The organism is Streptomyces sp. AK010 (genome assembly GCF_014207295.1).
GTDB lineage: Bacteria > Actinomycetota > Actinomycetes > Streptomycetales > Streptomycetaceae > Streptomyces > Streptomyces massasporeus.
This window is the reverse complement of record NZ_JACHCX010000010.1, coordinates 29,582-52,446: the sequence shown is the minus strand read 5'-3', so window position 1 is coordinate 52,446 and position 22,865 is coordinate 29,582. Positions and strand designations below refer to the sequence as shown.

24 protein-coding genes and 4 pseudogenes are annotated in these 22,865 nt (G+C 71.2%); 9 read left to right on the top strand and 19 right to left on the bottom strand.

The window, feature by feature from the left end; genetic code table 11:
- Window positions 1-70 precede the first annotated feature (70 nt).
- The 9 genes from HDC93_RS20090 to HDC93_RS20050 form a co-directional block, all read right to left on the bottom strand.
- A complete protein-coding gene (locus HDC93_RS20090; RefSeq protein ID WP_185012269.1) occupies window positions 71-484 on the bottom strand; it encodes a DUF3151 domain-containing protein in 414 nt (137 codons plus the stop codon).
- Window positions 485-585: 101 nt separating this feature from the next.
- A complete protein-coding gene (locus HDC93_RS20085; RefSeq protein WP_185012268.1) occupies window positions 586-2,088 on the bottom strand; it encodes an MFS transporter in 1,503 nt (500 codons plus the stop codon).
- Window positions 2,089-2,235: 147 nt separating this feature from the next.
- On the bottom strand, window positions 2,236-3,258 hold the full coding sequence (fbaA, locus tag HDC93_RS20080) for a class II fructose-bisphosphate aldolase (RefSeq protein ID WP_185012267.1): 1,023 nt from the start codon (window positions 3,256-3,258) through the stop codon (window positions 2,236-2,238).
- 148 nt (window positions 3,259-3,406) lie between these two features.
- Window positions 3,407-3,955, bottom strand: a complete 549-nt coding sequence (gene pyrE, locus HDC93_RS20075; protein WP_185012266.1) for an orotate phosphoribosyltransferase — start codon at window positions 3,953-3,955, stop codon at window positions 3,407-3,409.
- Window positions 3,956-3,965: 10 nt separating this feature from the next.
- Window positions 3,966-4,790, bottom strand: coding sequence for an aldose 1-epimerase (locus tag HDC93_RS20070; protein ID WP_185012265.1), 825 nt, complete (start codon window positions 4,788-4,790; stop codon window positions 3,966-3,968).
- A 126-nt stretch (window positions 4,791-4,916) separates the two neighbouring features.
- Entirely contained in the window at window positions 4,917-5,738 is an 822-nt protein-coding gene (locus HDC93_RS20065; protein WP_185012264.1) for an SRPBCC domain-containing protein, read from the bottom strand.
- A 169-nt stretch (window positions 5,739-5,907) separates the two neighbouring features.
- Entirely contained in the window at window positions 5,908-7,563 is a 1,656-nt protein-coding gene (locus tag HDC93_RS20060; protein WP_185012263.1) for a polyamine aminopropyltransferase, read from the bottom strand.
- A 134-nt stretch (window positions 7,564-7,697) separates the two neighbouring features.
- Window positions 7,698-8,225, bottom strand: coding sequence for a DUF2617 family protein (locus tag HDC93_RS20055; RefSeq protein ID WP_185012262.1), 528 nt, complete (start codon window positions 8,223-8,225; stop codon window positions 7,698-7,700).
- A gap of 669 nt (window positions 8,226-8,894) precedes the next feature.
- Window positions 8,895-9,185 (bottom strand): hypothetical protein, encoded by a 291-nt coding sequence (locus tag HDC93_RS20050; RefSeq protein ID WP_185012261.1) that lies wholly within the window; start codon window positions 9,183-9,185, stop codon window positions 8,895-8,897.
- A gap of 128 nt (window positions 9,186-9,313) precedes the next feature.
- Between HDC93_RS20050 and HDC93_RS20045 the strand changes: the two genes are divergently transcribed.
- Window positions 9,314-10,510 carry a pyridoxal phosphate-dependent aminotransferase gene (locus HDC93_RS20045; protein WP_185012260.1) on the top strand — a complete coding sequence of 399 codons (1,197 nt, stop codon included), beginning with the start codon at window positions 9,314-9,316 and terminating at the stop codon, window positions 10,508-10,510.
- 221 nt (window positions 10,511-10,731) lie between these two features.
- On the opposite strand, the gene HDC93_RS20040 is transcribed toward HDC93_RS20045, so the two are convergent.
- Entirely contained in the window at window positions 10,732-11,163 is a 432-nt protein-coding gene (locus tag HDC93_RS20040; protein WP_260419670.1) for a UPF0158 family protein, read from the bottom strand.
- Between the two features lie 153 nt (window positions 11,164-11,316).
- Here HDC93_RS20040 and HDC93_RS38560 point away from each other — a divergent pair.
- Window positions 11,317-11,453 (top strand): annotated as a pseudogene (locus tag HDC93_RS38560) (aminotransferase); the annotation flags it as partial.
- Between the two features lie 17 nt (window positions 11,454-11,470).
- On the opposite strand, the gene HDC93_RS20035 reads toward HDC93_RS38560, so the two are convergent.
- The gene (locus HDC93_RS20035; RefSeq protein WP_102913566.1) at window positions 11,471-11,821 is read right to left on the bottom strand and encodes a hypothetical protein; all 351 of its coding nucleotides are present in this window, start codon (window positions 11,819-11,821) and stop codon (window positions 11,471-11,473) included.
- Complete coding sequence (locus HDC93_RS20030; RefSeq protein WP_061927666.1) at window positions 11,818-12,303, bottom strand: hypothetical protein; 486 nt, start codon at window positions 12,301-12,303, stop codon at window positions 11,818-11,820. Before HDC93_RS20030 ends, HDC93_RS20035 begins: the two co-directional genes overlap by 4 nt.
- Before the next feature lie 194 nt (window positions 12,304-12,497).
- Between HDC93_RS20030 and HDC93_RS20025 the strand changes: the two are divergent.
- Window positions 12,498-12,935 (top strand): annotated as a pseudogene (locus tag HDC93_RS20025) (aminotransferase class I/II-fold pyridoxal phosphate-dependent enzyme); the annotation flags it as partial.
- A gap of 145 nt (window positions 12,936-13,080) precedes the next feature.
- Here HDC93_RS20025 and HDC93_RS20020 read toward each other — a convergent pair.
- From HDC93_RS20020 to HDC93_RS20010, 3 genes are all read right to left on the bottom strand, one after another.
- Window positions 13,081-13,815 carry a UPF0158 family protein gene (locus HDC93_RS20020; RefSeq protein ID WP_311774585.1) on the bottom strand — a complete coding sequence of 245 codons (735 nt, stop codon included), beginning with the start codon at window positions 13,813-13,815 and terminating at the stop codon, window positions 13,081-13,083.
- Between the two features lie 119 nt (window positions 13,816-13,934).
- Window positions 13,935-16,028: a hypothetical protein gene (locus HDC93_RS20015; protein WP_260419669.1), complete on the bottom strand. Its 2,094-nt coding sequence runs from the start codon at window positions 16,026-16,028 to the stop codon at window positions 13,935-13,937.
- Window positions 16,029-16,251: 223 nt separating this feature from the next.
- Complete coding sequence (locus HDC93_RS20010; protein WP_185012259.1) at window positions 16,252-16,806, bottom strand: Uma2 family endonuclease; 555 nt, start codon at window positions 16,804-16,806, stop codon at window positions 16,252-16,254.
- Between the two features lie 173 nt (window positions 16,807-16,979).
- On the opposite strand from HDC93_RS20010, the pseudogene HDC93_RS20005 reads away from it, so the two are divergent.
- The 4 genes and pseudogenes from HDC93_RS20005 to HDC93_RS19990 form a co-directional block, all read left to right on the top strand.
- A pseudogene (locus HDC93_RS20005) lies at window positions 16,980-17,420 on the top strand (aminotransferase class I/II-fold pyridoxal phosphate-dependent enzyme); the annotation flags it as partial.
- 95 nt (window positions 17,421-17,515) lie between these two features.
- Entirely contained in the window at window positions 17,516-17,773 is a 258-nt protein-coding gene (locus HDC93_RS20000) for a type II toxin-antitoxin system Phd/YefM family antitoxin (protein ID WP_185012258.1), read from the top strand.
- A gap of 10 nt (window positions 17,774-17,783) precedes the next feature.
- Window positions 17,784-18,044 (top strand): Txe/YoeB family addiction module toxin, encoded by a 261-nt coding sequence (locus HDC93_RS19995; protein ID WP_185012257.1) that lies wholly within the window; start codon window positions 17,784-17,786, stop codon window positions 18,042-18,044.
- A 140-nt stretch (window positions 18,045-18,184) separates the two neighbouring features.
- Window positions 18,185-18,634: pseudogene (locus HDC93_RS19990) on the top strand (aminotransferase class I/II-fold pyridoxal phosphate-dependent enzyme); the annotation flags it as partial.
- Between the two features lie 59 nt (window positions 18,635-18,693).
- Here the strand turns inward: HDC93_RS19990 and HDC93_RS19985 are convergent.
- The 3 genes from HDC93_RS19985 to HDC93_RS19980 form a co-directional block, all read right to left on the bottom strand.
- Window positions 18,694-19,581: a hypothetical protein gene (locus tag HDC93_RS19985; RefSeq protein WP_185012256.1), complete on the bottom strand. Its 888-nt coding sequence runs from the start codon at window positions 19,579-19,581 to the stop codon at window positions 18,694-18,696.
- 260 nt (window positions 19,582-19,841) lie between these two features.
- Complete coding sequence (locus HDC93_RS38555) at window positions 19,842-19,973, bottom strand: DUF397 domain-containing protein (protein WP_311774590.1); 132 nt, start codon at window positions 19,971-19,973, stop codon at window positions 19,842-19,844.
- Window positions 19,936-20,850, bottom strand: coding sequence for a helix-turn-helix transcriptional regulator (locus HDC93_RS19980; protein ID WP_185012255.1), 915 nt, complete (start codon window positions 20,848-20,850; stop codon window positions 19,936-19,938). The genes HDC93_RS38555 and HDC93_RS19980 overlap by 38 nt, the downstream gene beginning before the upstream one ends.
- Window positions 20,851-21,026: 176 nt before the next feature.
- Between HDC93_RS19980 and HDC93_RS19975 the strand changes: the two genes are divergently transcribed.
- Window positions 21,027-21,482: an ATP-binding protein gene (locus HDC93_RS19975; RefSeq protein ID WP_311774584.1), complete on the top strand. Its 456-nt coding sequence runs from the start codon at window positions 21,027-21,029 to the stop codon at window positions 21,480-21,482.
- Window positions 21,483-21,614: 132 nt separating this feature from the next.
- Here the strand turns inward: HDC93_RS19975 and HDC93_RS19970 are convergent, their stop codons facing one another.
- Window positions 21,615-22,142 carry a YbjN domain-containing protein gene (locus HDC93_RS19970; protein WP_185012254.1) on the bottom strand — a complete coding sequence of 176 codons (528 nt, stop codon included), beginning with the start codon at window positions 22,140-22,142 and terminating at the stop codon, window positions 21,615-21,617.
- A 165-nt stretch (window positions 22,143-22,307) separates the two neighbouring features.
- Here HDC93_RS19970 and HDC93_RS19965 point away from each other — a divergent pair, with 165 nt between their 5' ends.
- Entirely contained in the window at window positions 22,308-22,796 is a 489-nt protein-coding gene (locus tag HDC93_RS19965; protein WP_185012253.1) for a hypothetical protein, read from the top strand.
- Window positions 22,797-22,865: the final 69 nt, after the last annotated feature.

The window sequence follows — 22,865 nt, the reverse complement described above, 5'->3', positions numbered from 1 at the left end:
TTGCGCAATCGTCCCCCGAAACCGCAAGGCCCGCCTTTCGGGGGCGGGCCTCGCGTGCACGGACCGTGGGTCAGCCCAGGACCTGCGCCGCCGTCGGCGAGGAGTCCTTCAGGAACTGGGAGCAGCGCTCGTACTCCTCCTGCTCGCCGATCGCCTGCGCGGCGCGGGCGAGGGCGTGCAGGGCCCGCAGGAAGCCGCGGTTCTGCTCGTGCTCCCACGGCACCGGACCGTGGCCCTTCCAGCCGCTGCGGCGCAGCGCGTCCAGACCGCGGTGGTAGCCGGTGCGCGCGTACGCGTACGACTCCACGGTGGCGCCCCGCTCGAACGCCTCGTCGGCGAGCTGGGCCCAGGCGAGCGAGGAGGTGGGGTGCGCAGCGGCGACCTCGGCGGGCGCAGCACCCGAGGCGAGCATGTCCCGCGGCCCGGGGTCGTCGGGGAGGTGGGTCGGGGGCGGGCCCCCGAGAAGGTTCTCGTGAATGGACATGCCCCAAGTCTGCGCCATCCCACGCGGCCGCGGGCACCGGTCCCGCCCGGCCTCGGCCTGAACCCCGGCACCCGGCTGCCGGGCAGCAGCTCCCCGCCCCTCTACCCCAACCGCTTCCGCACCGGCTCCCCCTCCAGCGGCGGCGCCGTCACACCGCCGTGCCGCAGGCACTCCGGCCGCTTGCAGTCCGGCGGCGGCCTGCGCACCACCGCGGCCGCGATCACCGACCCCACCACCAGCGCCCCCGCGCACCAGCCCATCGCCTTGTCGAACGCCGTGTCGAAGGCGGCCGGCTCCCGGTACGCCTCCTCCCCCATCCCCGCCAGCAGCGGCAGCGCCGCCACCGCGATCAGGCCAGCCGCCCGGGCCGCCGCGTTGTTGATGCCGCTGGCCAGCCCCGCCCGCACCACGCTCACCGAGCCCAGCACCGTCGCCGTCAGCGGCGCCACCAGCGTGACCAGGCCCAGCCCGAGCACCACCAGCGCCGGCAGCACATCGGCGGCGTAGGACGCGCCCGGTCCGACCCGCAGCATCATCAGCATCCCGGCCGCACACAGCAGCGGCCCCACCGTCAGCGGGATCCTCGGCCCGATCCGGTCGGCCAGCTCCCCGGAGCGCGCCGACAGCAGCAGCATCAGCACGGTCGTCGGCAGCAGGGCCGTACCGGCGGCCAGGGCCGAGTAGCCCACGACCACCTGGAGCTGGAGCGCGGCGAGGAAGAAGAACCCGCCGAGGGCCGCGTACACGCACAGCGTGACGAGGTTGACGGCCGTGAACTGCCGGGACGCGAAGATGTCCAGCGGCATCATCGGGTCGGGCCGGCGCCGCTCGACCACCACGAACGCGACGGCCGCGGCCAGACCGGCCACCGCCGAGACCACCACCACCGCTCCGCCCTCACCGGCCTCGATCAGCGCGTACGTCACCAGCGCGAGGGCCAGCGCCCCCAGCACGGCCCCGAGCACGTCGAAGCGCCCGTGCGCCTGCTGTCCCCCACTCTCGGCTTCGCTCGAGCGGGCGGTGCCCCCGCCCGACTCGGGGACGTGCCGCAGCGCCACCGGCACGCACACCAGCGCCAGCGGCACGTTCAGCAGGAACACCCACCGCCAGCCCGGCCCGTCCACCAGCCAGCCGCCGACGAACGGCCCGACCGCCGCCCCGATCCCGCCGAACCCGGACCACAGGCCCACGGCCCGCCCCCGGTCGTCGGCGTGGAAGGACGCCTGGATCAGCGCCAGTGACCCGGGGGTCAGGAGCGCGCCGCCGACCCCCTGCAGGGCCCGCGCGGCGATCAGCACCCCCGCGTTCGGCGCGAGGCCGCACAGCAGCGATGCCACCGCGAACCACACCACGCCGACGACGAACACCTTGCGCCGCCCGAACCGGTCCCCGAGCGCCCCGCCCAGCAGGATCAGCCCGGCCAGCGTGACCATGTAGGCGTTGACCGTCCACTGCAGGGCGGACAGGTTCGCGTCGAGGTCGCGGCCGATGCGCGGCAGGGCGACGTTGACGACGGTCGAGTCCAGCATCGCCATGCTGGAGCCGAGGACGGTGGTGAGCAGGATCCACTTGCCCTGCGGGGAGGCCAACCGGACATCGGGCATGCAGGGAGCATACGGAAGAGCCCGGCACCTCAGGAGGTGCCGGGCTCCACGCGAACGAACCCGGGTGCGACCCGGCGCGAACCGGCTGGAACCGATGCGAACCGGCTGGAACCGATGCGAACCGGCTGGAACCGGCGCGGACCGGACTTACTTGATCTTCGTGCCGTTCGAGCGCAGGTTGCCGCAGGCCTCGACGACGCGCGCGGACATGGAGGCCTCGGCCAGCTTGCCCCAGGTGCGCGGGTCGTAGGTCTTCTTGTTGCCGACCTCGCCGTCGACCTTCAGGACACCGTCGTAGTTGCGGAACATGTGGTCCGCGACGGGGCGCGTGAACGCGTACTGGGTGTCGGTGTCGATGTTCATCTTCACGACGCCGTTCTCCAGCGCGGTGCGGATCTCCTCCTCCGTGGAGCCCGAGCCGCCGTGGAAGACGAAGTCGAACGGGGAGCCCTTGCCGAACTTGGCGGCGACGCCCTCGTTCAGCTCCTTCAGCAGCTCGGGACGCAGGACGACGTTGCCCGGCTTGTACACGCCGTGCACGTTGCCGAAGGACGCGGCGAGCAGGTAGCGGCCCTTCTCACCGAGGCCGAGGGCCTCCGCGGTGCGGATCGCGTCGTCGACCGTGGTGTAGAGGGAGTCGTTGATCTCGTGGGAGACGCCGTCCTCCTCGCCACCGGTCGGGGTGATCTCCACCTCGAGGATGATCTTCGCGGCGCGGGCCTGCTCCAGCAGCTCCTGCGCGATGGAGAGGTTGTCGGCGAGGGTCTCGGCCGAGCCGTCCCACATGTGCGACTGGAACAGCGGGTTCAGACCGGCCTCGACGCGCTTCTGGGAGAGCGCCAGGAGCGGGCGTACGTACCCGTCGAGCTTGTCCTTGGGGCAGTGGTCGGTGTGCAGCGCGATGTTCACCGGGTACTTCTCGGCGACGATGTGCGCGAACTCGGCCAGGGCGACCGCGCCGGTCACCATGTCCTTGCTGTACTGACCGCCCAGGAACTCGGCGCCACCCGTGGAGATCTGGACGATGCCGTCGCTCTCCGCCTCAGCGAAACCGCGCAGGGCCGCGTGCAGGGTCTGGGTGGAGGTCACGTTGATGGCCGGGTAGGCGAACTTTCCTGCCTTCGCCCGGTCCAGCATCTCGTTGTAGACCTCGGGAGTTGCGATGGGCATGCGTCCGCTCCTTGTATCTGCGGGTTGACGTACTGCTGTGTCTAACGGCCCTGACCTAGACCTTGGGGTACGACGTCATCGTCGGCCCCATCTTTCCAGACTTGGCCGGAAGGTCCAGGCCACCGTCCACGCCCTGGTCGGTCCCCGGTCAGTCGAGGCCCAGCTCGTCCTTGGAGAAGGCGAAGAGGTACGGCACCCCGGCGCCCTCCTGGATCTTCTCCGCGGCGCCGGTCGCCCGGTCGACGATGGTCGCGACGGCGACGACCTCGCCCCCGGCCTCGCGCACGGCCTCGACGGCGGTGAGCGGGGAGCCGCCGGTGGTGGAGGTGTCCTCGACGACCAGCACGCGGCGGCCCGCGATGTCCGGACCCTCGACGCGCCGCTGCAGGCCGTGCGCCTTGGCGGCCTTGCGCACGACGAAGGCGTCCAGGCGCTTCCCGCGCGCGGCGGCCGCGTGCAGCATGGCGGCGGCGACCGGGTCGGCGCCCATGGTCAGGCCGCCGACGGCGTCGAAGTCCAGCTCGGCCGTCAGGTCCAGCAGCACCTGGCCGACCAGCGGGGCGGCCTCACCGTCGAGCGTGATCCGCCGCAGGTCGACGTAGTAGTCGGCCTCGAGACCCGACGACAGGGTCACCTTGCCGTGCACCACGGCCTTGTCCTTGATCTGCTGCAGCAGCGCGCCGCGAGTGTCCGTCATGCCGCCCAGCTTAGAGGCGGCGCCAGCTCCAGGTCGTGGTGGCCTCCAGCGGCTCCAGGGGTGTGACCAGGCGCGGCTGGGTGTTGAGCCCGTTGGGCGGGCCGGTCTGCGGTTCCACGCACACGGCCTCCCGCTGCTCGTCGTAGACGACGACCCACTCCTCGCGGCTGGTGACCTTCAGCTCCAGTTGGCCGGGCCAGGTCAGGGTGGCCTCGACGCCGCCGGGCATGCCGAAGCAGTCGTCCCAGGGGCCGGGCTTCGGGTCGAGGCGGTTGCCGGTGGGCAGGTGGTCGTCGCCGCGCTCCTCCTGCCAGGCGGGGTCGAAGTCGAGGGTGACGTCCTCGCCGCCGAGGTTCCGGTTGAACCAGGGGTGCCAGCCGATCTGCGCCGGGAAGGACGACTCGTACGTCTCGACGGACATGGTCAGCGTCAGTGCGTCCTGGGTGAGGGCGACGATCTGGGTGACGACGCCCGGGTGGGGCCAGGGGTCGACGAGCTCGCACGTGAGGACGGCCTCGTCCGTGCTCGTGCGGGCGGTGCGCCATGCGTGGTCGCGGACGGTGCCGTGGATGGCGTGGGGCGGGGCGTTCAGCGGCATCTGCCGCACTTCGGCGCCGTCCAGGAACCGTCCGTCCCGGATCCGGCCGCACCAGGGCACCATCGGGAAGCACCCGAACCTCCCCCAGGCTCGGCTTCGCTCGCCCGGGGGGACCCCCACGCCCTGGCGGAGCAGTTCGACGCCGCCGATCCGCAGCCCTCCGACCCGGCCGCCGTTGCCCGGCTGCACGGTCACCTCCGCGTCACCCGCGGTCAGCGTGATGTCTTCGTCACTCACGGATCGACCCTACTGCGGTGATCAAGAGAGCCTCACCGGTTGCGGGGTGTTCGGCCATGTCCGCCCGGCCCACACGCGGTCTGCGGCTCAGCGGCGTCGCCGCCCCGCCCACACGCCGTCTGCGGCTCAGCGGCGTCGGCGCAGGGCCCGGACCGCCACGATGGCCGAGGCCACCACGAGCGCCGCCGCGGGGGCCGCCCAGCGCAGCGGGGCCGGGGGCGTCACGGTCTGCGGCGCGGGCACGGGGGCGTACCGGCCGCGCGGCGGCGCGTGGTCGACCTCCTCGGCGCTGCGCCCGATCATGGTCCGCCGCGCGTGCGCCGCCTCGGCGATGTCCTCCTGGTCCTCCTGGTCCTCCCGGGCCTCGGGTCCGAGGGAGGAGGGCGGGACGTCGGCACCGAAGACGGAGGGGCGCTCGGGGGAGGCCGGGGGTTCCTCGGTGAGACCGGGATCGGCGCCCTCGGCCACCGTGCCCGTGCCCTGGCCGGACGGGGGCGGTGGCGGTGGCACCCCGTCGTCCGCGCCCGTGGCCGCCGCGGCGAGGTGCTCCGCGAAACGGTTCAGCAGCCGGGTGACGGCACTTTCCACCGCGTCCGCCGGGAGGTCCTTGATCCGTCCGTCCGCGGAGGCCGTGCCGTCGTACACGACGGTGCAGCCGTCCTCCGCCGCGCGCAGGGCGATCCGCAGACTGAGCTTGACCGAGCCGCTGCCCCGCGACTCCTCCGCCTCACCCTCGACGGCGTACGCGTCGTCGCCCCGCCGGGAGACCCGTACGGCACCCCGGTAGGTGACGGAGTGGCTGCCGACCCGGATCTTCAGCCGCCCGGCGACCGGTTCGGCGCCGGCGTCCTGCTGGAGCCCGGGGACGGCCCGGGCGACCCGCGCGGGGTCGTCCAGCACCTCCCTGAGCCGCTCGGCCGGAACCGGAACGAACACCTCGTGCTCCATGTCGACGGACTCTACCCAGCACAGCCCGAAACGCACCCCCGCCCGGGGGATTCACCCCCGTTCCACCCCCACCAGGCGTATCCTCCGGACCCGCCCGACAGGCCCCCGCCCCTCAGTACCGCGGATGCGCCGGTACCGCGGACGCACCGTCAGTACCGCGGACGCACCGTCAGTACCGCGGATGCACCAGCGTCGACGCGGGCAGCCCCGCGATCCGCGTCCTGCGCGCCGCCCGTTCCCCCGCGGCCAGGGACGCCTCCGTGAGGACGCCGGGCCGCGGACCGTCCGGGTCGAGCCGAGGGCGCGGGCCCGTGCGGGCGGCCAGCACGAAACCCCAGTCCCGGGGCGCCCGGGCGCGTTCGGCGGGCGTGCGGTCGGGCCCGGCGGCGCCACCGGCGCGTCGGCCTGCCGTGCCGTACGGGGCGGTGCGCAGACCGGCCGCGCGCACGGTCGCCTCGACCGTCCAGTACACCCGGGGGCCGGACGCGACCGGCCCGGCGTGCACCACGAGCCGCCCGCCGGGGGCCAGCACGCGCCGCGCGAGGCCGTAGAACTCCTGCGAGTACAGCTTCGTGCTCGCCGTGATGCCCGGGTCCGGCAGGTCCGAGACGACCACGTCGTACGCCGCCGGGGTCGCTCCGCGCAGCCAGCCGAAGGCGTCCGCGGTGGTGACCCGCACGCGCGGGTCGCCGAAGGCGTGCTCGTTGAGCGCGGACAGGGCCGGGTCGGTGCGGGCCAGCCGGACCACCTCCGCGTCGAGTTCGACGACGTCGACCCGGTCCACTCCGGAGTGCCGCAGCACCTCGCGCACCGCGAGGCCGTCGCCGCCGCCGAGGATCAGCACGCGCGTGTGCGGCCCGGTCATGGCCGGGTGGACGAGGGCCTCGTGGAAGCGCAGTTCGTCGCGCCCGCTGACCCGCAGCCGGCCGTCGAAGTAGATGTCGAGGGGCCGTCCTTCCGTACCGCCGGAGAGGACCACCTCCTTCACACCGGTCTGGAGCGCCACGCGGACGTCGTCGCCGTACATCGCCTGCCGCGCGGCCCGTTCGAAGTCGTCGACGAGGACCGCGGCGGAGGCGAGGACGGCGAGGACGAGGCCGTTGCCGATCAGCAGCAGCCAGCGGGCCCGGCGGGTGAGGTCCCGCCGGAACAGGCCGAGCACCAGCGCCCCGCCGACGACCGTGTTGACCGCGCCGGTGAGCAGCGTGCCGGTCAACTGCCCGAGGAACGGCAGCAGCAGGAAGGGGAAGGCGAGGCCGCCGACTAGGGCTCCTACGTAGTCGGCGGCGAACAGGTCGGCCACCGCGCCGCCCGCGTCCTGGCGGCGGATGCGCTGGATCAGCTCCATCAGCAGCGGGACCTCGGCGCCGATGAGCAGTCCGATGGCGAGGGAGAAGGCGACCAGCAGGCAGCGCGACCCGTTGGCCCACATCCCGCCCCAGTCGCCCGTCCAGGCGAACACGGCGTACAGGGCCATCGCGCTGCATCCGCCGACGAGCGCGAGGGTGGCCTCGACGGCGCCGAACCCGGCCGCGGCGAGCCGGCGCAGCCGCTTCGCGGCAAGGGAGCCGATGCCCATCGCGAAGACCATCACGGACAGCACGACGGACGCCTGCGTGACGGAGTCGCCCATCAAGTACGAGGCGAGCGCGACGAGTTCCAGTTCGTACACGAGTCCGCAGGCCGCGCAGACGAACACGCCGGCAAGGACGAGGAACCGTCCGGTGCCGGGCCGGACGGGCAGTCGCGCCGGGCCGTCGGGGCCGCCCGGGGCGCTCCATGGCTCCTGCGAACGGGGCGGGGCGGGCGCGTGCGGCTCGATCACGCTGCGACGTTACGTCACGCCTCGACTGCGGTTCGTCACCCACACGTGTGGTGCTGGTTTACCGGGGCCGGGCACTGGTACGAGATTGGGTTGACCACATACGGTTCTGCGGGCCGGACATCAGCGGGCAAGGGTCAGTTGACGTAGACCGCCGCCGGCACGCGCACTCCCACCTTCGTACGGGTCGCCACCAACTGCCCGTCCTGCGGGTAGGCGTGCCAGGTCCGCCAGTGCACCTGCCCCTCGTGATGCTGGGCGAGCAGCGCCGTGAAGGCGTACGGGCTGCCGGGGAAGACACCGGCGAGGCCGTGCGGATGGTCGGAGACGAGGGCCAGCAACTCCTGGGCGCGGCCTGCGAAGGAGCCGGGCGAGAGGACCTCGACCCGGGCCGCGAACTCGTACTCCCAGTCGTCCACCCGCTTGGCGACGCCGAGCGGAAGCGGGGTGCTGCTGCCCGCGATGCACGCCACCGTCTCCGAGCAGACGCCCCGCTCCTCCTCCAGCAGGACCTGGTGGGACGCGCCGAGGAGTCGCAACTGCAGTTTGGCGTCCGCCAGTTCGAGGTCGAGTGCGGCCAGTGCGGGAAGCGGCTCGCGCCCCAGGGCCCATGCGAGATCGGCCGCGCGGGTGTCGGTGTAGGGGGTGTTCAGGGTCGTGAGCATGGATCGGCTCCGCAAGCACACAAAAAAGAGAGATGGGTCCGCTGCGCCCCGGTCAAACCGGGGGATGTCGGCCCGAGGCAACCCGGTCGGCCGGTTTCAGGAAGGTGTCCGCGGGATGTCCGGGAAGGGCTGCGTCGGTGGCTTAGAGGGAACCATGAACGGTGGCGCCACCACAGCGTTTTTACCCAAGTTCGCAAGGTTTCCATCCCTCAGAGGGCTCCACAGCTCAACTGTTCAACTACGGCGTGCGCCGGCACCGGGGAGGCGTGCGCCGGTGCGCCGTGGCTCACGACCGGAGCCGGGACGAACGGGAGCGCGGAATTCCGCCTGACCCCCGAAAGAACGCTTCACCGCACGCAGTTGCCGGAGCCGCACCGGGGCGGACGGGAGTTGTCCTACAGGCAGGAAACGCTGCCAGGATTCCCCCGAGGTCACCTGACGGGCGTTCGACCGGTGATCCGTCCGGGAAGCTCCGGACATGACAACGCGGGGCCCGCGCCAGGTGCGGACCCCGCGTTCGGTGGATACGGCTTTGCCGTCGTGAGGACGGCCGACGTCCCGGCCGTGAGGGTGAGCCCCCGGCCGTGAGGACGACAGCCCGTCGCCGTAAGGGCGACAGACGGTCGCCGTGAGGACGACAGCCCGTCGCCGTGAGGACGCCGACGTCAGTCAGCTGCCTCCGCCGCCGCAGCCACCGCCGCCACCACCACCGCAGGAGGACCCGCCTCCGCAGGACGATCCGCCGCCGCAGGAGTGTCCCCCGTGATGTCCGCCGTCGCCGGAGGAGCCTGAGTCTCCCCCGCCGGCCCACCAGCTGTTGTGGCTGCTGCCCGAACCGGAGGACGCCCACGCCCCGCGCCGCGCCGTCCGCCGGGAAGGGGACCCGCCCCTGCGAGCCGTGGAGACCAGCGCCCCGACCAGGACGACTCCGACCACCGCCAGGATGATGCCGACGATCATGGCGTCACCCTCCTTTCGTTTCCCCCGAAGCGGCCCCCCGTGGGCGCCTCGCTCTTGCGTGAGGCGGTGATGCCCGGCCGCGGAACGACCCAACACAGAGTTGAGGAACTCCAGAGCTTCGGCGCAGGATGACCGGCATGACCTCCAGCGCGCGCCCCCTCCTGAACCGCCGGCTCGCCGAGTTCGGGACGACGATCTTCGCCGAGATGTCCGCCCTGGCTCTGAGTACCGGCGCCATCAACCTCGGGCAGGGCTTCCCCGACACCGACGGCCCCGAGGAGATCAGGGAGGCCGCCGTACGGGCTCTGCGGGACGGCCGGGGCAACCAGTACCCGCCCGGCCCCGGCGTGCCCGAGCTGCGCACCGCGATCACCGCCCACCAGCGGCGCCGCTACGGCCTGGCCTACGACCCCGACACGGAGGTCCTGGTCACCGCCGGTGCCACGGAGGCCATCGCCGCCGCCCTGCTGGCCCTGGTGGAGCCCGGCGACGAGGTGATCGCCTTCGAGCCGTACTACGACTCCTACGCGGCGTGCATCGCGATGGCCGGCGGGCGCCGGGTGCCGGTCACCCTGCGGGCGCACGAGGACGAGGGCCGTTTCCGGCTCGACCTCGACGAGCTGCGCGACGCCGTCACCGACCGCACCCGGCTGCTGCTGATCAACACCCCGCACAACCCGACCGGCACGGTCCTCACGCGCGAGGAGCTGGCGGCGATCGCCGAGCTGGCCGTGGAGCGGGGCCTGCTGGTGGTGACGGACGAGGTGTACGAGCATCTGGTCTTCGACGACGCCGAGCACGTGCCGCTGGCGACGTTCCCGGGGATGCGCGAGCGTACGGTGACCATCTCCAGCAGCGGCAAGACGTTCTCGTTCACCGGCTGGAAGGTCGGCTGGGTGACGGCCGCGCCCGCGCTCGTGACCGCCGTGCGCTCGGCGAAGCAGTACCTGACGTATGTGGCGTCCGGACCGTTCCAGTACGCCGTGGCCGAGGCCCTCGCGCTGCCGGACAGCTACTTCGAGGGGTTCCGCGCGGACATGCTGACCAAGCGGGACCTGCTGGCCACCGGGCTCACGGAGGCGGGCTTCGAGGTGTTCCGCCCGGCCGGCACGTACTTCATCACCACCGACATCCGCCCCCTCGGCGAGAGCGACGGCTTCGCCTTCTGCCGGGCCCTGCCCGAACGCTGCGGGGTGGTCGCCATCCCGAACGCGGTCTTCTACGACCACCGCGAGCAGGGCGCGCCCTTTGTCCGCTTCGCGTTCTGCAAGCGGACAGGCGTGCTGGAGGAGGCGGCCTCCCGACTCAAGACGCTGGCTGCCTAACAGCCGCAGACGTACCAGCAGATGTACCGGCCGCACGACCTGGTTGCTCCGAGCCGCCGCGCACCCGCACTCGACTGCCGCCCGGTAGACCGGGACACCGGTGATCGGCAGTCGTATCACGCAGCCCGCCTGTCGGCGGACACGCTTCCACCAGCGATCAACCGGCGCCGCCGGGCCCGGTGACAGCGCCCCGGATCATGCGGGACAGGGGCAGCAAAGAGTCATACCGGCCCCGAAGGATACGAACCCGAGCTGGGCTCTACGAAGAAGGTGATGTGCGGGCAGTAGCCCTCCTCGGCCAGCCAGGCGCGGGCCCGGCCGCGCTGTCGCTCATCGCTGAACCGGTGGTGCCGGCTCCAGGAGCGCTCGTCACCTGCGAGGACGTCCTTGAAGCGCCGGAAGGCGCCCCGCCCACCGATGGCGATCCGCAGCCTGCCGGCAAGGGCGGCGTCCCCGACCTCGTCGATGAACAGCTCCATGTCCCGGTGACCGGCCCGGGACCCCAGAGCCGGCACGTACAGCCATCGCTCGGGATCGTCGTCCTCCTCGGCCTCGGACCCAGGCCCCAGCTCATCGGTGAACGCAGGCCAGCACTCCCCGGTGGACAGATCGATCCGGCCACCGGACTCGGCCGGGTCGCCCTCCAGCAGCATGCCAGCCGCTACCACTACGAAAGCTGACAGGACTCGCGGTCGAGCACAGCACCCTCTCAAGCCTGTCCCACACCCTCCACCATGAGGTATGCGAACGAGGAGCGGCCTGTTCCAGTACGCGGTCGCGGAGGCCCTCGCGCCGCCGGAGTCGTTGGCGTGATCGCCATCCCCAACGCGGTCTTCTACGACCACCGTGAGCAGGGAGGCGCACCCTTTGTTCGCTTCGCGTTCGCAAGAGGACAGGCGTACTGGAGGAGGCCGCGCGCCGTCTCAAGGCACTGGGCGCATAGGGCCCCGGGCCGTCGAGCTACTCAGTGTCCTTCGGGTGCCGCGGGGAGGCGTACACCAGGATTACGGTCGAGGTATCCGGGCTGACCAGGTAGCGAACGCGGCCGCCGCTGGTGATCTCGTACTCCCACTGCTCCAGCTCGGAGCCCTTCCATTCCCTGGTGGCATGCCTGCCGCGGAGCTGGTGCTGACGGTTCCAGTTCGCCCGCGACAGCGGGTCTGTGCGAAGGGCTTCCAGGCAGCGATGCGCGTTCGGCAGCGCCACCCGACACAACTCCTCCCAACCGGTCGCGGCCTCCGTCGTCCCATGGACGACGTTCCAGCCGCTCAGCGGGGGGACGCTGACCCGATCGCCCTTCTTCGGGCTCACTCGTGCACCTCGACCGGGCCGAGGTCGACGTCACCAAGCGGACGGAGCGCTTCCCTGAGCTGGTCAGGGTCGGCGTTGATGCGGGCGGTTGCCCGCCACGAGACGATCGCTCGGTGCACAGCCTCCCTGGCGCCCAGTTCAGCGGCGTCGGACAGCGCTTCCAGGAGCTCGACAGTGAATTCCCGGACTTCCTCAGCGTCCAGGTGGCGCACCCACGGGAACACCTCGGGCAGCGCGAGCAAAAGCGACTTGGCACCGTCGTCCTGCTTCAACAGTGCAAGGAACAGCCGGGACGCCGTGGTCAGGTTCTCCTCGGCGCGCTCTGCATATATAGCCGTGGTCAACACCATGTCGGGCGCGTCTCGGTGCGTGACACGCAGGCATCCCAGGGCGGCGGCCCTGGCCGCGACAGCTTTCGGGTTCCGTGACAGATCGGTGAACGAGACAGACTCCGATTCGAATGCCAAGGGTGCGATGCTCATACTCAGACTGTACTCTGATTACGCTCTGATTTCTATCGCAGGCGGGTAGCAGCTGAAGGTCCTACTCCTGCGCCAGGACCCGCCCCCGCCGAAGCTGCTGCTGCTGCTGCTGCTGCTGCGCCGGCAACGAGCTCACGTGGGGGGCGACCTGGCCCGACGCGAAGCCAGAAAACAAACAGGTGCATGAACACGGAGTGGGCTGGGTCACCGGCACCCCCGATCTCGTCGCCGCCGTCCGGTCGGCGAAGCAGTACCTGACGTACGTGGCCTCCGGGCCCTTCCAGTACGCCGTGGCCGAGGCCCTGCGCCTGCCCGACTCGTACTTCGAGGAGTTCCGCGCGGACATGCTGACCGAGCGGGACCTGCTCGCGGGCGGCCTGGAGCAGGCGGGTTTCACGGTCTTCCGCCCGGCCGGCACGTACTTCATCACCACCGACATCCGCCCCCTCGGCGAGAGCGACGGCTTCGCCTTCTGCCGTTCACTGCCGGAGCGCTGCGGGGTGGTCGCGATCCCCAACGCGGTCTTCTACGACCACCGTGAGCAGGGCACACCCTTTGTCCGCTTCACGTTCTGCAAGCGGACAGGCGTGCTGGAGGAGGCGGCCTCCCGACTCAAGACGCTGGCCTTCTGACCACCACAGACGTACCAGCATCTGTACCGGCCACACGGCCTGGTTGCCACGAGCCCCCGCGCACCCGCACTCGACTGCCGCCAGGCCCGTCGGCAGCGCCCCCGGACCATGCAGGACAAGGGCAGGTAAAGAGCCATACCGGCCCCTAAAGAAACGAACCCGGACTGGGCTCTACGAAGAAGGTGATGTGCGGGCAGTAGCCCTCCTCGGCCAGCCAGGCGCGGGCCCGGCCGCGCTGTCGCTCATCGCTGAACCGGTGGTACCGGCTCCAGGAGCGCTCGTCACCTGCGAGGACGTCCTTGAAGCGCCGGAAGGCGCCCCGCCCACCGATGGCGATCCGCAGCCTGCCGGCAAGGGCGGCGTCCCCGACCTCGTCGATGAACAGCTCCATGTCCCGGTAACCGGCCCGGGACCCCAGAGCCGGCACGTACAGCCATCGCTCGGGATCGTCGTCCTCCTCGGCCTCGGACCCAGGCCCCAGCTCATCGGTGAACGCAGGCCAGCACTCCCCGGTGGACAGATCGATCCGGCCACCGGACTCGGCCGGGTCGCCCTCCAGCAGCATGGCGAGAGTCTCCAGGTCGACCGCGAGCGGGCGCAGGAGGGGAATCGCCGCGTCTCCCGTGGCCGCGCGGAACCGGTCCGCCAGCTCCTCATCGCCCCGGAAGCCGCGCTCCTGGAGCGCGCCGAGAAACAAGGCCGCCATCTCCGCAGCCCCCGGCAGGCCCTGCGCCGCAGCCCCGGCCACACCATCGCCGGCCAGCTGCAGCACCTCACGCACGGGTCCACGACGCAACGCCGCAAGCAACGCCACTCCGTCCTGCGTGTGGAGCGCGCCACGCAGGGCCCGCAGCCCGTCCTCGCCCCATCCCTCAACCACGCCCCCGACGGTAGCGCGCCACCGAGGACGTACGCCCCCGGGACTCATCGGTTTCCCTCCGCCCGGCTCCGTGCCACTGCCAGCGCACCCGGCGCCTGGGGGCAGGCGGTGTTACCAGGTCAGCGGCGCCGCCTGCGGGCGCTCTTGCCTGAGGAGCGTCGAGCCTTCCGGGCGCGGCCGAGGTGGGCGCCGGGGGTACCCAGTGCCCGAGCCGCCAGCTGCCTGAGCTCGTCGAGTCCGGCCCGGTCCGGGTGCGCGGAGTCCAACGCGGCGAAAACCGCATCCCTGACCTGGGAGCCCTGGGCGCGCAGCGTCTCCTCGGCGCCGTCCCCGCCGCCCGCCAACTCCACGAGCTGAAGCAGGCTCTCGGCGAGCACCAGCAGAGACTCCGCGTCGGTCATGTCCTCTGGGGACAGCAACTCACGGTGCGCCAGCGCGTTCAGCGCCAACGGCGCCAGCTGTGTGTCCCGTCGCAGCGTGCCCAGCAGCCGCTCGCCCTCACCGTCCGGCAACGCCGTCAGCAGCACGTCGAGCATCGCCTGCGCTCGCGTGCGGAAGGTCATGGTCCCGACGGCGTCGGTCAGTTGCCGCAGGGCACCTTCCCGCTCGCCGCAGGACGTGATCCAGCCGGCCAGCTCCGTGCGGGCGGCGTCCGGATCGTAGTCCTCGGCCAGCACCCCCAGCAGGCCGGCCGCCGGCGCCTGGGCCAGTTCACCGACCAACGGTGCGTCCCTGCCGGCCGCCAGCAACCGCTGTCGTACGGCCCGGGTACCGAGCTCGGTGAGACGGATGAGCTCGACCGGCCCGGCGGTCAGCTCGTCTCGCCGGGCATCGGCACGCTCCCGCGCCACCGGGTCCGTCGCCGCCCCCGCGACGCCCAGCAGCTCCGCGAGCTCCGGCGGCATGTCCGCGAGCAGCTCGGGACCGGCATCGGAGAGGTCGATGTCGAGGAACACCGGATCGGCCATCCCACGGTCACGCTCGATCGCGCCCAGGTCGTCCAGCAGGTCGAGCACCGTGTGCAGGTCCCGGTCGGCGTGCTCGAACCACATCCGATGCTGAAGGCCCGACCCGGCGTCGAGCTGGAAGGAACTCCGATAGGCCAGGTGTACGGTGTCGCGCAGCCGCGGCCAGGGCATCGGGTACGGCAGGCTGTAGAGCGTGTTCAGCACATCGTCCAGGACGTCCTCGTAGACGTCGAAGAGCATCGACGCGATGTGCCAGCCGCTGCGTGCCCCGATCAGGGCCTGCCGCAGCTCGAAGCACGCGTCGAAGGCGCGCAGCCACAGCTGGAGCGGGTCGGCCAGCACCGACCGGGCCTTGGCCACCGCGTACAACCGCCCCTTGACCACCCGGACCAGCCGTGCCTTCTTCGCCCACTCCACCAGCAGGCCCAGCCGCGGCAGGTCCGCCGAAGAGCGCACACCCTCGATCCTGTCGCCGGTGCCGAGTACGTCCACCAGCTCGCGGGCCTCCGCCAGCCGCAGCCGTCCCGTCGCCGTCACCGGGCGGCCGCCCGGCCCCGCCCATTCGGCCAGTCCCCGCAACTGCGCCACGGTCGCCGACGCCTCGGCCCGTCGACGCAGTACGTCGTCCGGGGGAAGCATCACGGGCAGTTGCGGCTCGGCCCGGGCCCCGTCGGACAGCACGCGGCCGGTCAGCCGCCGTTCCATGATCGCGGCGAGAGCCCGCTGATCGTAGGCGACCTTCCCGCGCTGCGCCCGGTCCGCGAAGCGCTGAAACGCCGCCTCGTCCTGGACGTCCACGCCCTGCTCCGCGGCCGTCACCGCCCAGAACTTCGCCAGTCCCCAGCGAGTGCGGTCCGTCATCGCCGCCAGATACTGTTCCGCGAACCTGTCGACCGCGGCAAGGGAATCCTGGAGCGAGGAGCCGCGCGGGTCCGCCAACTGCGCGGCGTGCAGATAGCGCAGCAGCGTGCGCAGGGTGCCCGGGGCGTCGGCGCGTTCCTCCCCCGGAAGCTCGGTGACCTGCTGGGGAAGCCAGGAGAGCAGTAGCTCCTCTACGTGGCGCGGCTCCCACAGCCCCAGTCGACCGTCGGCCGTCGCCAGGTGCCGGTAGTCCAGCGCCGCCTCGGCCAGGAACCCGTCCACCGGCAGCCCCTGCTCCCCGGCCCACCGAACCAGGCGGTCGACCACCAGCCCACGCGCCGCCTCGAACTCCTCCTCGGCCTCGGGTTCGAACCGCATCCGCATGAAATCCGCCCCATCTGTCTGCAGCAGTCGTTGCCGTGCCACGCTATCGCCGAACGGAGGCCGGCGACTCGGCCGAGGAGGAGCGGGCCCGCTGCCTCAGGGCAGTGCGTGGTGGTTGTCTCCCGCGGCAACCGCGGCTTCGAACCTCGCCGCGGCGAACCGGACTTCGTCGCACGGACTCACGCCCCAGAACGGCACGGGCCTGTCAACGGGGAGGTCCTCGTCAGCGGGCGTCTGCCTCGGGTTCCGGGCGCGGGAGTTCGTCGAGGTCGAGGGTGAAGGTGCGGCCATCGGCCAGGGGAATGGGGAGCTTGCCCGTGCCGTACTTGTGAGTGTGTGCGGCGATGTAACCGGTGGCGGTCGGCTGGGTGTGAAGGACGACTTCCTGGGCGTAGGGATCCACGACCAGGTAGATCGGGATCCCGTAGCGGCCGTACTTCGCGGTGCAGTCGTCGTAGTCCTTGCGCGCTGAGGAGGTCGAGACGACCTCGGAGATCAGCAGGACGTCCTCGAAGCTGTAGCGCTTGCCCTCCCGGCGGGAGTCCTCACGGAGGATCGCCAGATCCGGGGCGGAATTCTCATCGGCGGGGAAGTCGATGTAGACGTCGGAGGCGGTCTTCGCGTGGCGTCCGAGCGACACGATCGTGTCGTACTGCATCGACTTGATCGTGCTGGAGCGCTCGAAGCTCTGCGGCGTCATGATCACCTTTCCGTCGGCCCCGAACAGGACCGTGTATCCCTTGGGGAACTCGGTGTGCACGATCGCGTCGACGCTCATGGACGGCTCCTTCCCGTGTGTGGTCAGGATACGACGGACAGTGCCGCGTCACCGAGCCCGTCGGTACGGCAGGCAGACCGGTCCGGACAGGTTGTGCGGCCCGCTCACCGCCGGTTCCGGAGATCCGCAGCGGGGCCTGTCGCACGACAGGGGAATAGGTAGGCCAACGAGGTGTCGGCTGGATCACGTCCACGGCCGCCCTGGTCTCCGCGGTCCGCTCGGCGAAGCAGTTCCTGACGTACGTCTCCTCGGGGCCGTTCCAGTACGCGGTCGCCGAGGCGCTCGCCCTGCCGGAGAGCTACTTCACCGCGTTCCGCGCGAACATGCTGGCCAAGCGGGACCTGCTGGCGAGCGGGCTGGCGGAGGCGGGCTTCACGGTCTTCAAGCCGGCCGGCACCTACTTCATCACCACCGACATCCGCCCCCTCGGCGAGAGCGACGGCTTCGCCTTCTGCCGCGCCCTGCCCGAACGCGCCGGCGTCGTCGCCATCCCGAACGCGGTCTTCTACGACCACCGCGAGGAGGGGGCGCCGTTCGTACGGTTCGCGTTCTGCAAGCGCACGGAAGTCCTGACGGACGCGGCGGAACGGCTCCGCAAAGCGTTCGCGCACTGACCGCTGCCCTGTGGGGCCCACCGCCGCCATTACGACGCTTGCCGCACCACAGAGAGCCCACGTACAATTTCCTGTACGTGGAAAGGGGGTCAATCGTGAAGACCATGACATATTCCGAGTCGCGCGCACGGTACGCCGAAGTGCTCAACGCAGTCACCGATGACCGCGAAGAGGTCGTCATCACCCGGGCCGGACACGAGCCGGTCGTCATCGTCTCCCTTGAGGACTACGAGTCCCTGAAGGAGACGGCGTACCTGCTGCGGAGCCCGGCCAACGCGCGGCGCCTGCTCGCGTCCATCGACGAGTTGGAAAGCGGCGGCGGCACCGTACGCGAGCTGGCGACCGACGAATAAGGGCCGCAAGTTGAAGATCACCTTCTCCTCCCGTGCCTGGGAGGACTACCTGTGGTGGCAGCTTCAGGACCGGAAGATCCTGAAGCGCATCAACACGCTCATCGCGGACATCGCCCGGAACGGCAACGAGGGGATCGGCAAACCGGAACCGCTCAAGCACGGATTCCAGGCCTACTGGTCGCGCCGTATCAACGACGAGCACCGGCTGATCTACAAGGCCACCGAGGACGCCGTCCTGATCGCGCAGTGCCGCTACCACTACGAGAACTGACCGGCGCCCCGGCGATCCACCGGCCCCATCCCGGCCGCCCGGTGTTCGGTCGTGCGGCGCAGAGAGGCCGACTTCTCGTCCAGGGACAGCTGACCCTGGTGAGCCCGTGCGCCATGCGTGAATGGGTGTACCAACGAGGAGTCGGCTGGGTGACGGGGGCCGCGGAGCTGGTCACGGCGGTGCGCTCGGCGAAGCAGTACCTGACGTACGTCTCGGCGGGCCCGTTCCAGTACGCCGTCGCCGAGGCCCTCTCACTGCCCGAGTCGTACTTCGCGGACTTCCGCGCCGACATGCTGGCCAAGCGGGACCTGCTGGCGGCGGGCCTGGCGGAGGCGGGCTTCCGCGTCTTCCGTCCCTCGGGCACCTACTTCATCACCACCGACATCCGCCCCCTCGGCGCTGTGCTGTCTCAAGAGGGCGACGGCTTCGCCTTCTGCCGCGGCCTGCCGGAACGCGCCGGGGTCGTCGCCATCCCCAACGCGGTCTTCTACGACCACCGCGAGGAGGGCGCCCCCTTCGTACGGTTCGCGTTCTGCAAGCGGACGGGGGTGCTGGAGGAGACGGCGAAGCGACTCAGCGCGGCGCTCTAGGCACGCCGGGGTTCAGGTCTCGGGGGTCACTCGAGTACTCATCCATGAGCCCCACCGGCTCAGCCCGCCGCACGCAGACATTCCCCGGCGAGTCGGTTCCGGCAGGTCCGGCAGTGTCCGGGCTCCGGGGCGCGGAAGGCGCGCTCGCAGCCGTCGCAGGTCTGGAAGGGCAGTACGGCCGGGCGCCCGATGCTCGGCGGGAGCGGTGCGGGGGAGGGCAACGGCAGCGGGGTTTCCCGGAGGCGGAAGGCCAGGACGCTTGCCGGGCGGGCCCGGAAACGGTCGGGGAGCCGTACGGTCAGCAGCTCCGTGATCTCCCGCTGCCCGACTCCGGCTGCCAGCCCCTCGGCGACGGCCGGTGCCAGGCGGGCGGCCTCCTGCGCGGACAGGACCAGGCGGGGGTCGACCCGGCGCAGGGCGGTCAGTACGGCGACCGCCCCGGGGGCGGCGTCGGCGAGGGCGGGTGCCGGGCTGCCGGGCTCCTCGGGAGCGGGGGCAGGAACGGGAGCGGGCGCCGTCTCCCGTCGGGTTTCCGGGATGGCGGGCCGCTTCCTTGGCCGGGGTTTCGGCGGCTCGGGCGGATCGTCGGGGACTTCGCCGCGCGGTACGTCGTAGAAGTACGTCCGGGTGCGTACCTGCCCGGTGGGCGTTCGTTCGCGGCGGCGTTCCAGGTATCCGGCCGATTCGAGTTCTCTGAGCGCCCGCGAGATGAGGATCTCGCCCTCGCTGAAGTGCTCGCACAGAGCGGTGATGGTCACGGGGGAGCCGTCGGGCATCGAGGCGATGTACGCCGCGACGCCGACCGTGACCGCGCTGCCCCGTCGCTGGGCGAGGGCGTTGGAGATCACCGTGAAGTCGGCGGTGAGGCGGGTGCGTACGTGGATCACGCCGGTAGTCGGAGCTCCGGCGTCGGCGCGCAGGCGCGCGTTAGACTGCGGGTCAGCCATCGGGAAGTCGTCTCTTCCAGATCGGTCAGGCCCTCGATCGGGATTGCCGTCCCGGCCGGGGGCCGTATCTGTTTGCGGTTGTCGCGGCGAACGTAACGGCCCGTTACCCGCCCCCGCAAGCCGGTCACTCGGACGGGTGACGCCCGCCTTCCGGCGCGGGGAGGGTGGGTGGGCGGGTAGTTCTTTCCCCGGTTCTTTTCAGGAGGTCAGTGGCCTGCCGGACCCTCGCGGACAAGGGCCCGGTGCGTCCGGAAGCCACTTCAGGGACGGTGGTGCCCGGCTTTCAACTCGCCTATGAAGGCGGCCCAGGAGGCGGCTTCGAAGCACAGCGCGGGGCTCTGCGGGGCCTTGCTGTCACGGACCGGGACGACGGCCCGGAACCCGTCGGCCACCTCCACGCAGTCGCCCCCCTCCTGATTGCTGTAGCTGCTCCTGCGCCAGGCGGCGCCGTTCAGATCGGGACGGGAGTTTCGCTCCACGGTGGTTGTCCTCCCTCACGGATCGGATCATGTCCAGGGACATGAGCGGGGGCAGAGCTGCCGCCCGCAGCCGATCGTAAGTCAGCGCGAAACTCCTGACCTCGACCGGATCCTCGATGAGTTGGCCGTAATGCGCGCCTTCCGTGTAGGCGACCTCCGAGCCGTCCGGCATGGTGAGCACCGTGAGCGAACCGCCCATGACCTCGTGCTCGCCCTGGTCGAACGGCAGTACCTGCACGGTGATGTGAGGTTCCGCCCTGGTCCTGAGCAGTCGCTCCAACTGCTCATGCATCACCCCCTGGCCACCGACGGGACGCCGGAGCACCGCCTCGTCGAGAACGACCCACAGCTCGGGCCGATCGGGCATGCCAAGCCGCTCCTGTCGTCCCAGTCGAAAGGTGACCCGTTCTTCCAACTGCTCTTCGCTGCCGAGCGTCCGACCGACTCTCAGCACCGCACGCGCGTAGTCCTCCGTCTGCAACAAGCCCGGCACCACATGAGCCGCATACTGCCGGACCGTCACCGCCCGCTCCGCGTGCTCCATGAACTTCCGCGACCAGTCCGGAAACGCCTCCCGGTACACATACGGCCACAGCTCCACCAGCAGATCCTCCGCACCGAGTGCCGCGTCCAGCGCACGCGCCAGCTCCAGCGTCGGCTTCGCTCCGGACGCCCGCTCGATCTGCGTGATCCGCGTGCTCACGACATGCGTCCGGTCGCCCAGCTCGGCCTGTGTCAGCCCCGCCGCCGTCCGGAGCCTGCGCACCCGCGCACCGAACAGCGCGGCCATCGACGCACTGGGGTCAATTCCGTTGGCCAAGGCATCACTTCCGTTCCTTACGGCTGCACAAGTAAGGCTGCGCCCCCTGTCGAGCGTAGGACGATCGGCCGACTCTTGAGCACGGAACGTGATGACTCGTGTGCGTTACGGAACGCCTCGACCAGACGGAAAAGGACGGACAGGCCGTGCTGACAGAAAGCGCCACCCCGGGAGACATGCCGCAGCGTGAACTCCAGTCGTTCACGGTGCAGTTCCCCTCCACCCCGCGCGGTGCGCAGCTCGCCCGGCATCACGCCGTCCGGTGGATGGGGGAACGCGGCTGTCCGCCGGCGTCGGACGTCTCCTGCGCGGTCGCCCTCGTCGTCGGCGAACTCGCGGCGAACGCCGTCCAGCACGGCCGGGTTCCCGGCCGGGAATGCGGTCTCCGGCTCGCCCTGGACCGGGCCGCGGGCGTGCTGCGTGTCGAGGTCGCGGACGCCGCCTCGGCGAAGCGGCTCCCTACGGCCGCGCCCTCGTCGTCTCCCGATGGCGAGTCGGGGCGGGGGCTGCTCCTGGTGGACGTCCTGGCCGAGCGCTGGGGGTCGACGCCTCGCAGCCCGGTGGGCAAGACGGTATGGGCGGAGCTGCGTCTTGAGATCTGATCAGCCGCCCCCTTGGCGAGGGGGAGGCAGCGGCGCCCAAGGGGAGGCAGCGGCGCCCGAAAAGGCGTACGGCGCGTACAGCGCGTACCTGCTCGTACGCGCCGACGCGCCGCTGCGGGGCCGGCTGAGGATCTACTCCTCGTCCTCGGGCTTCTCCGCCTCGTTGATCTCCTCTTCAATACCGAGCTGCTCGAGGAGCCACTTGTCGAACTCGATCGCCGCGCGCACCCAGCTGACCGTCGAGGAGACGAAGTGCTCCAGGCTGACGCCCATGCCGATCAGCATCTGGGCCTCGCCGATCAGGCGGACCGTGCCGTCGTCGTGGGTGTGGCTGTAGACCTTGGGCCACAGGGTCCGGCGGTTCCAGTCGTCGATCGACTCCAGGATCTGCGGCTTGGCCTCGATCTCGTGGGGCCGGTCGTAGAACGTCCGCACGGAGAAGACCTGCTGGTCTCCCTCACCCCGGAACATGAAGTAGGTGCGGAACTGCTCCCACGGCGCCGCGAGGTCTCCCTCGTCGTCGACGACGTACTTGAGCTCCATCTGGTCGAGGAGCTGCTTCACGAGGTCCTGATCCGGGACGACGGGGCCGGCCGGGCCGCCGGGCTGCGGCTCGGGCTGGCCCCCGAAGTTCGGAATCGAGGACGGGTCGATGGTCACCGTGAATTTCCCTTCGTACGGATTCCGCCATCCTCCCCCATGCGGGGAGGGGGGTGGCAAGCCCCGACAGACCCTGTCAGCCCTGGGCTGACACGATCCGGTCAACTGCAACCTCCGGGTACCCACAACCGTCCTCCTGAGCAGCCGACGGAGGGGGCGGTGCACATGCGGGCAGCGGACAGGGGCCATACCCGGTGGGGGATCGTCCTGCCGTTTCTGGCACTGCCGGTGGTGGTGCTCGGTGTCCTGATCACCGGCCTGTTCCTGTGGGCCTGGTCGGACGACGACGCGGCCCGCGGCGGCAAACGTACGGGCGCGGCGGCGACCATCCCCTGCACCGAGGCCCTGGTCTTCGGCGCCGCCGAGCGCCCCGCGAACGCCCGCGCCCACGACTGCACCGTGCAGCGGGGCATCGACACGTCGTACGCGGCGGTACTGCGGATGCGGCGCGGGGACGTCCGCGACTGGCTGCGCGAAACGTACCCGAACGGCCCCGAGCCGCGCACGGGCGGTGGCGCCTGCGGAGCGCTCTGCCTCGACGTGACCCACGAGAACGGCCTGCCCGGCACGGCGGAGGCGCATGTCGTCCAGGTGAGGGTGGAGTACGTGAACGCCGAGACGGCGCTGGTGCGCTTCTCGGCGTTCACGATGTGACCGGGGACGGACCTACAGCATCTTGCCCGTCCCGTGACCGGGGACGGTCCTACAGCATCTTGCCCGTCC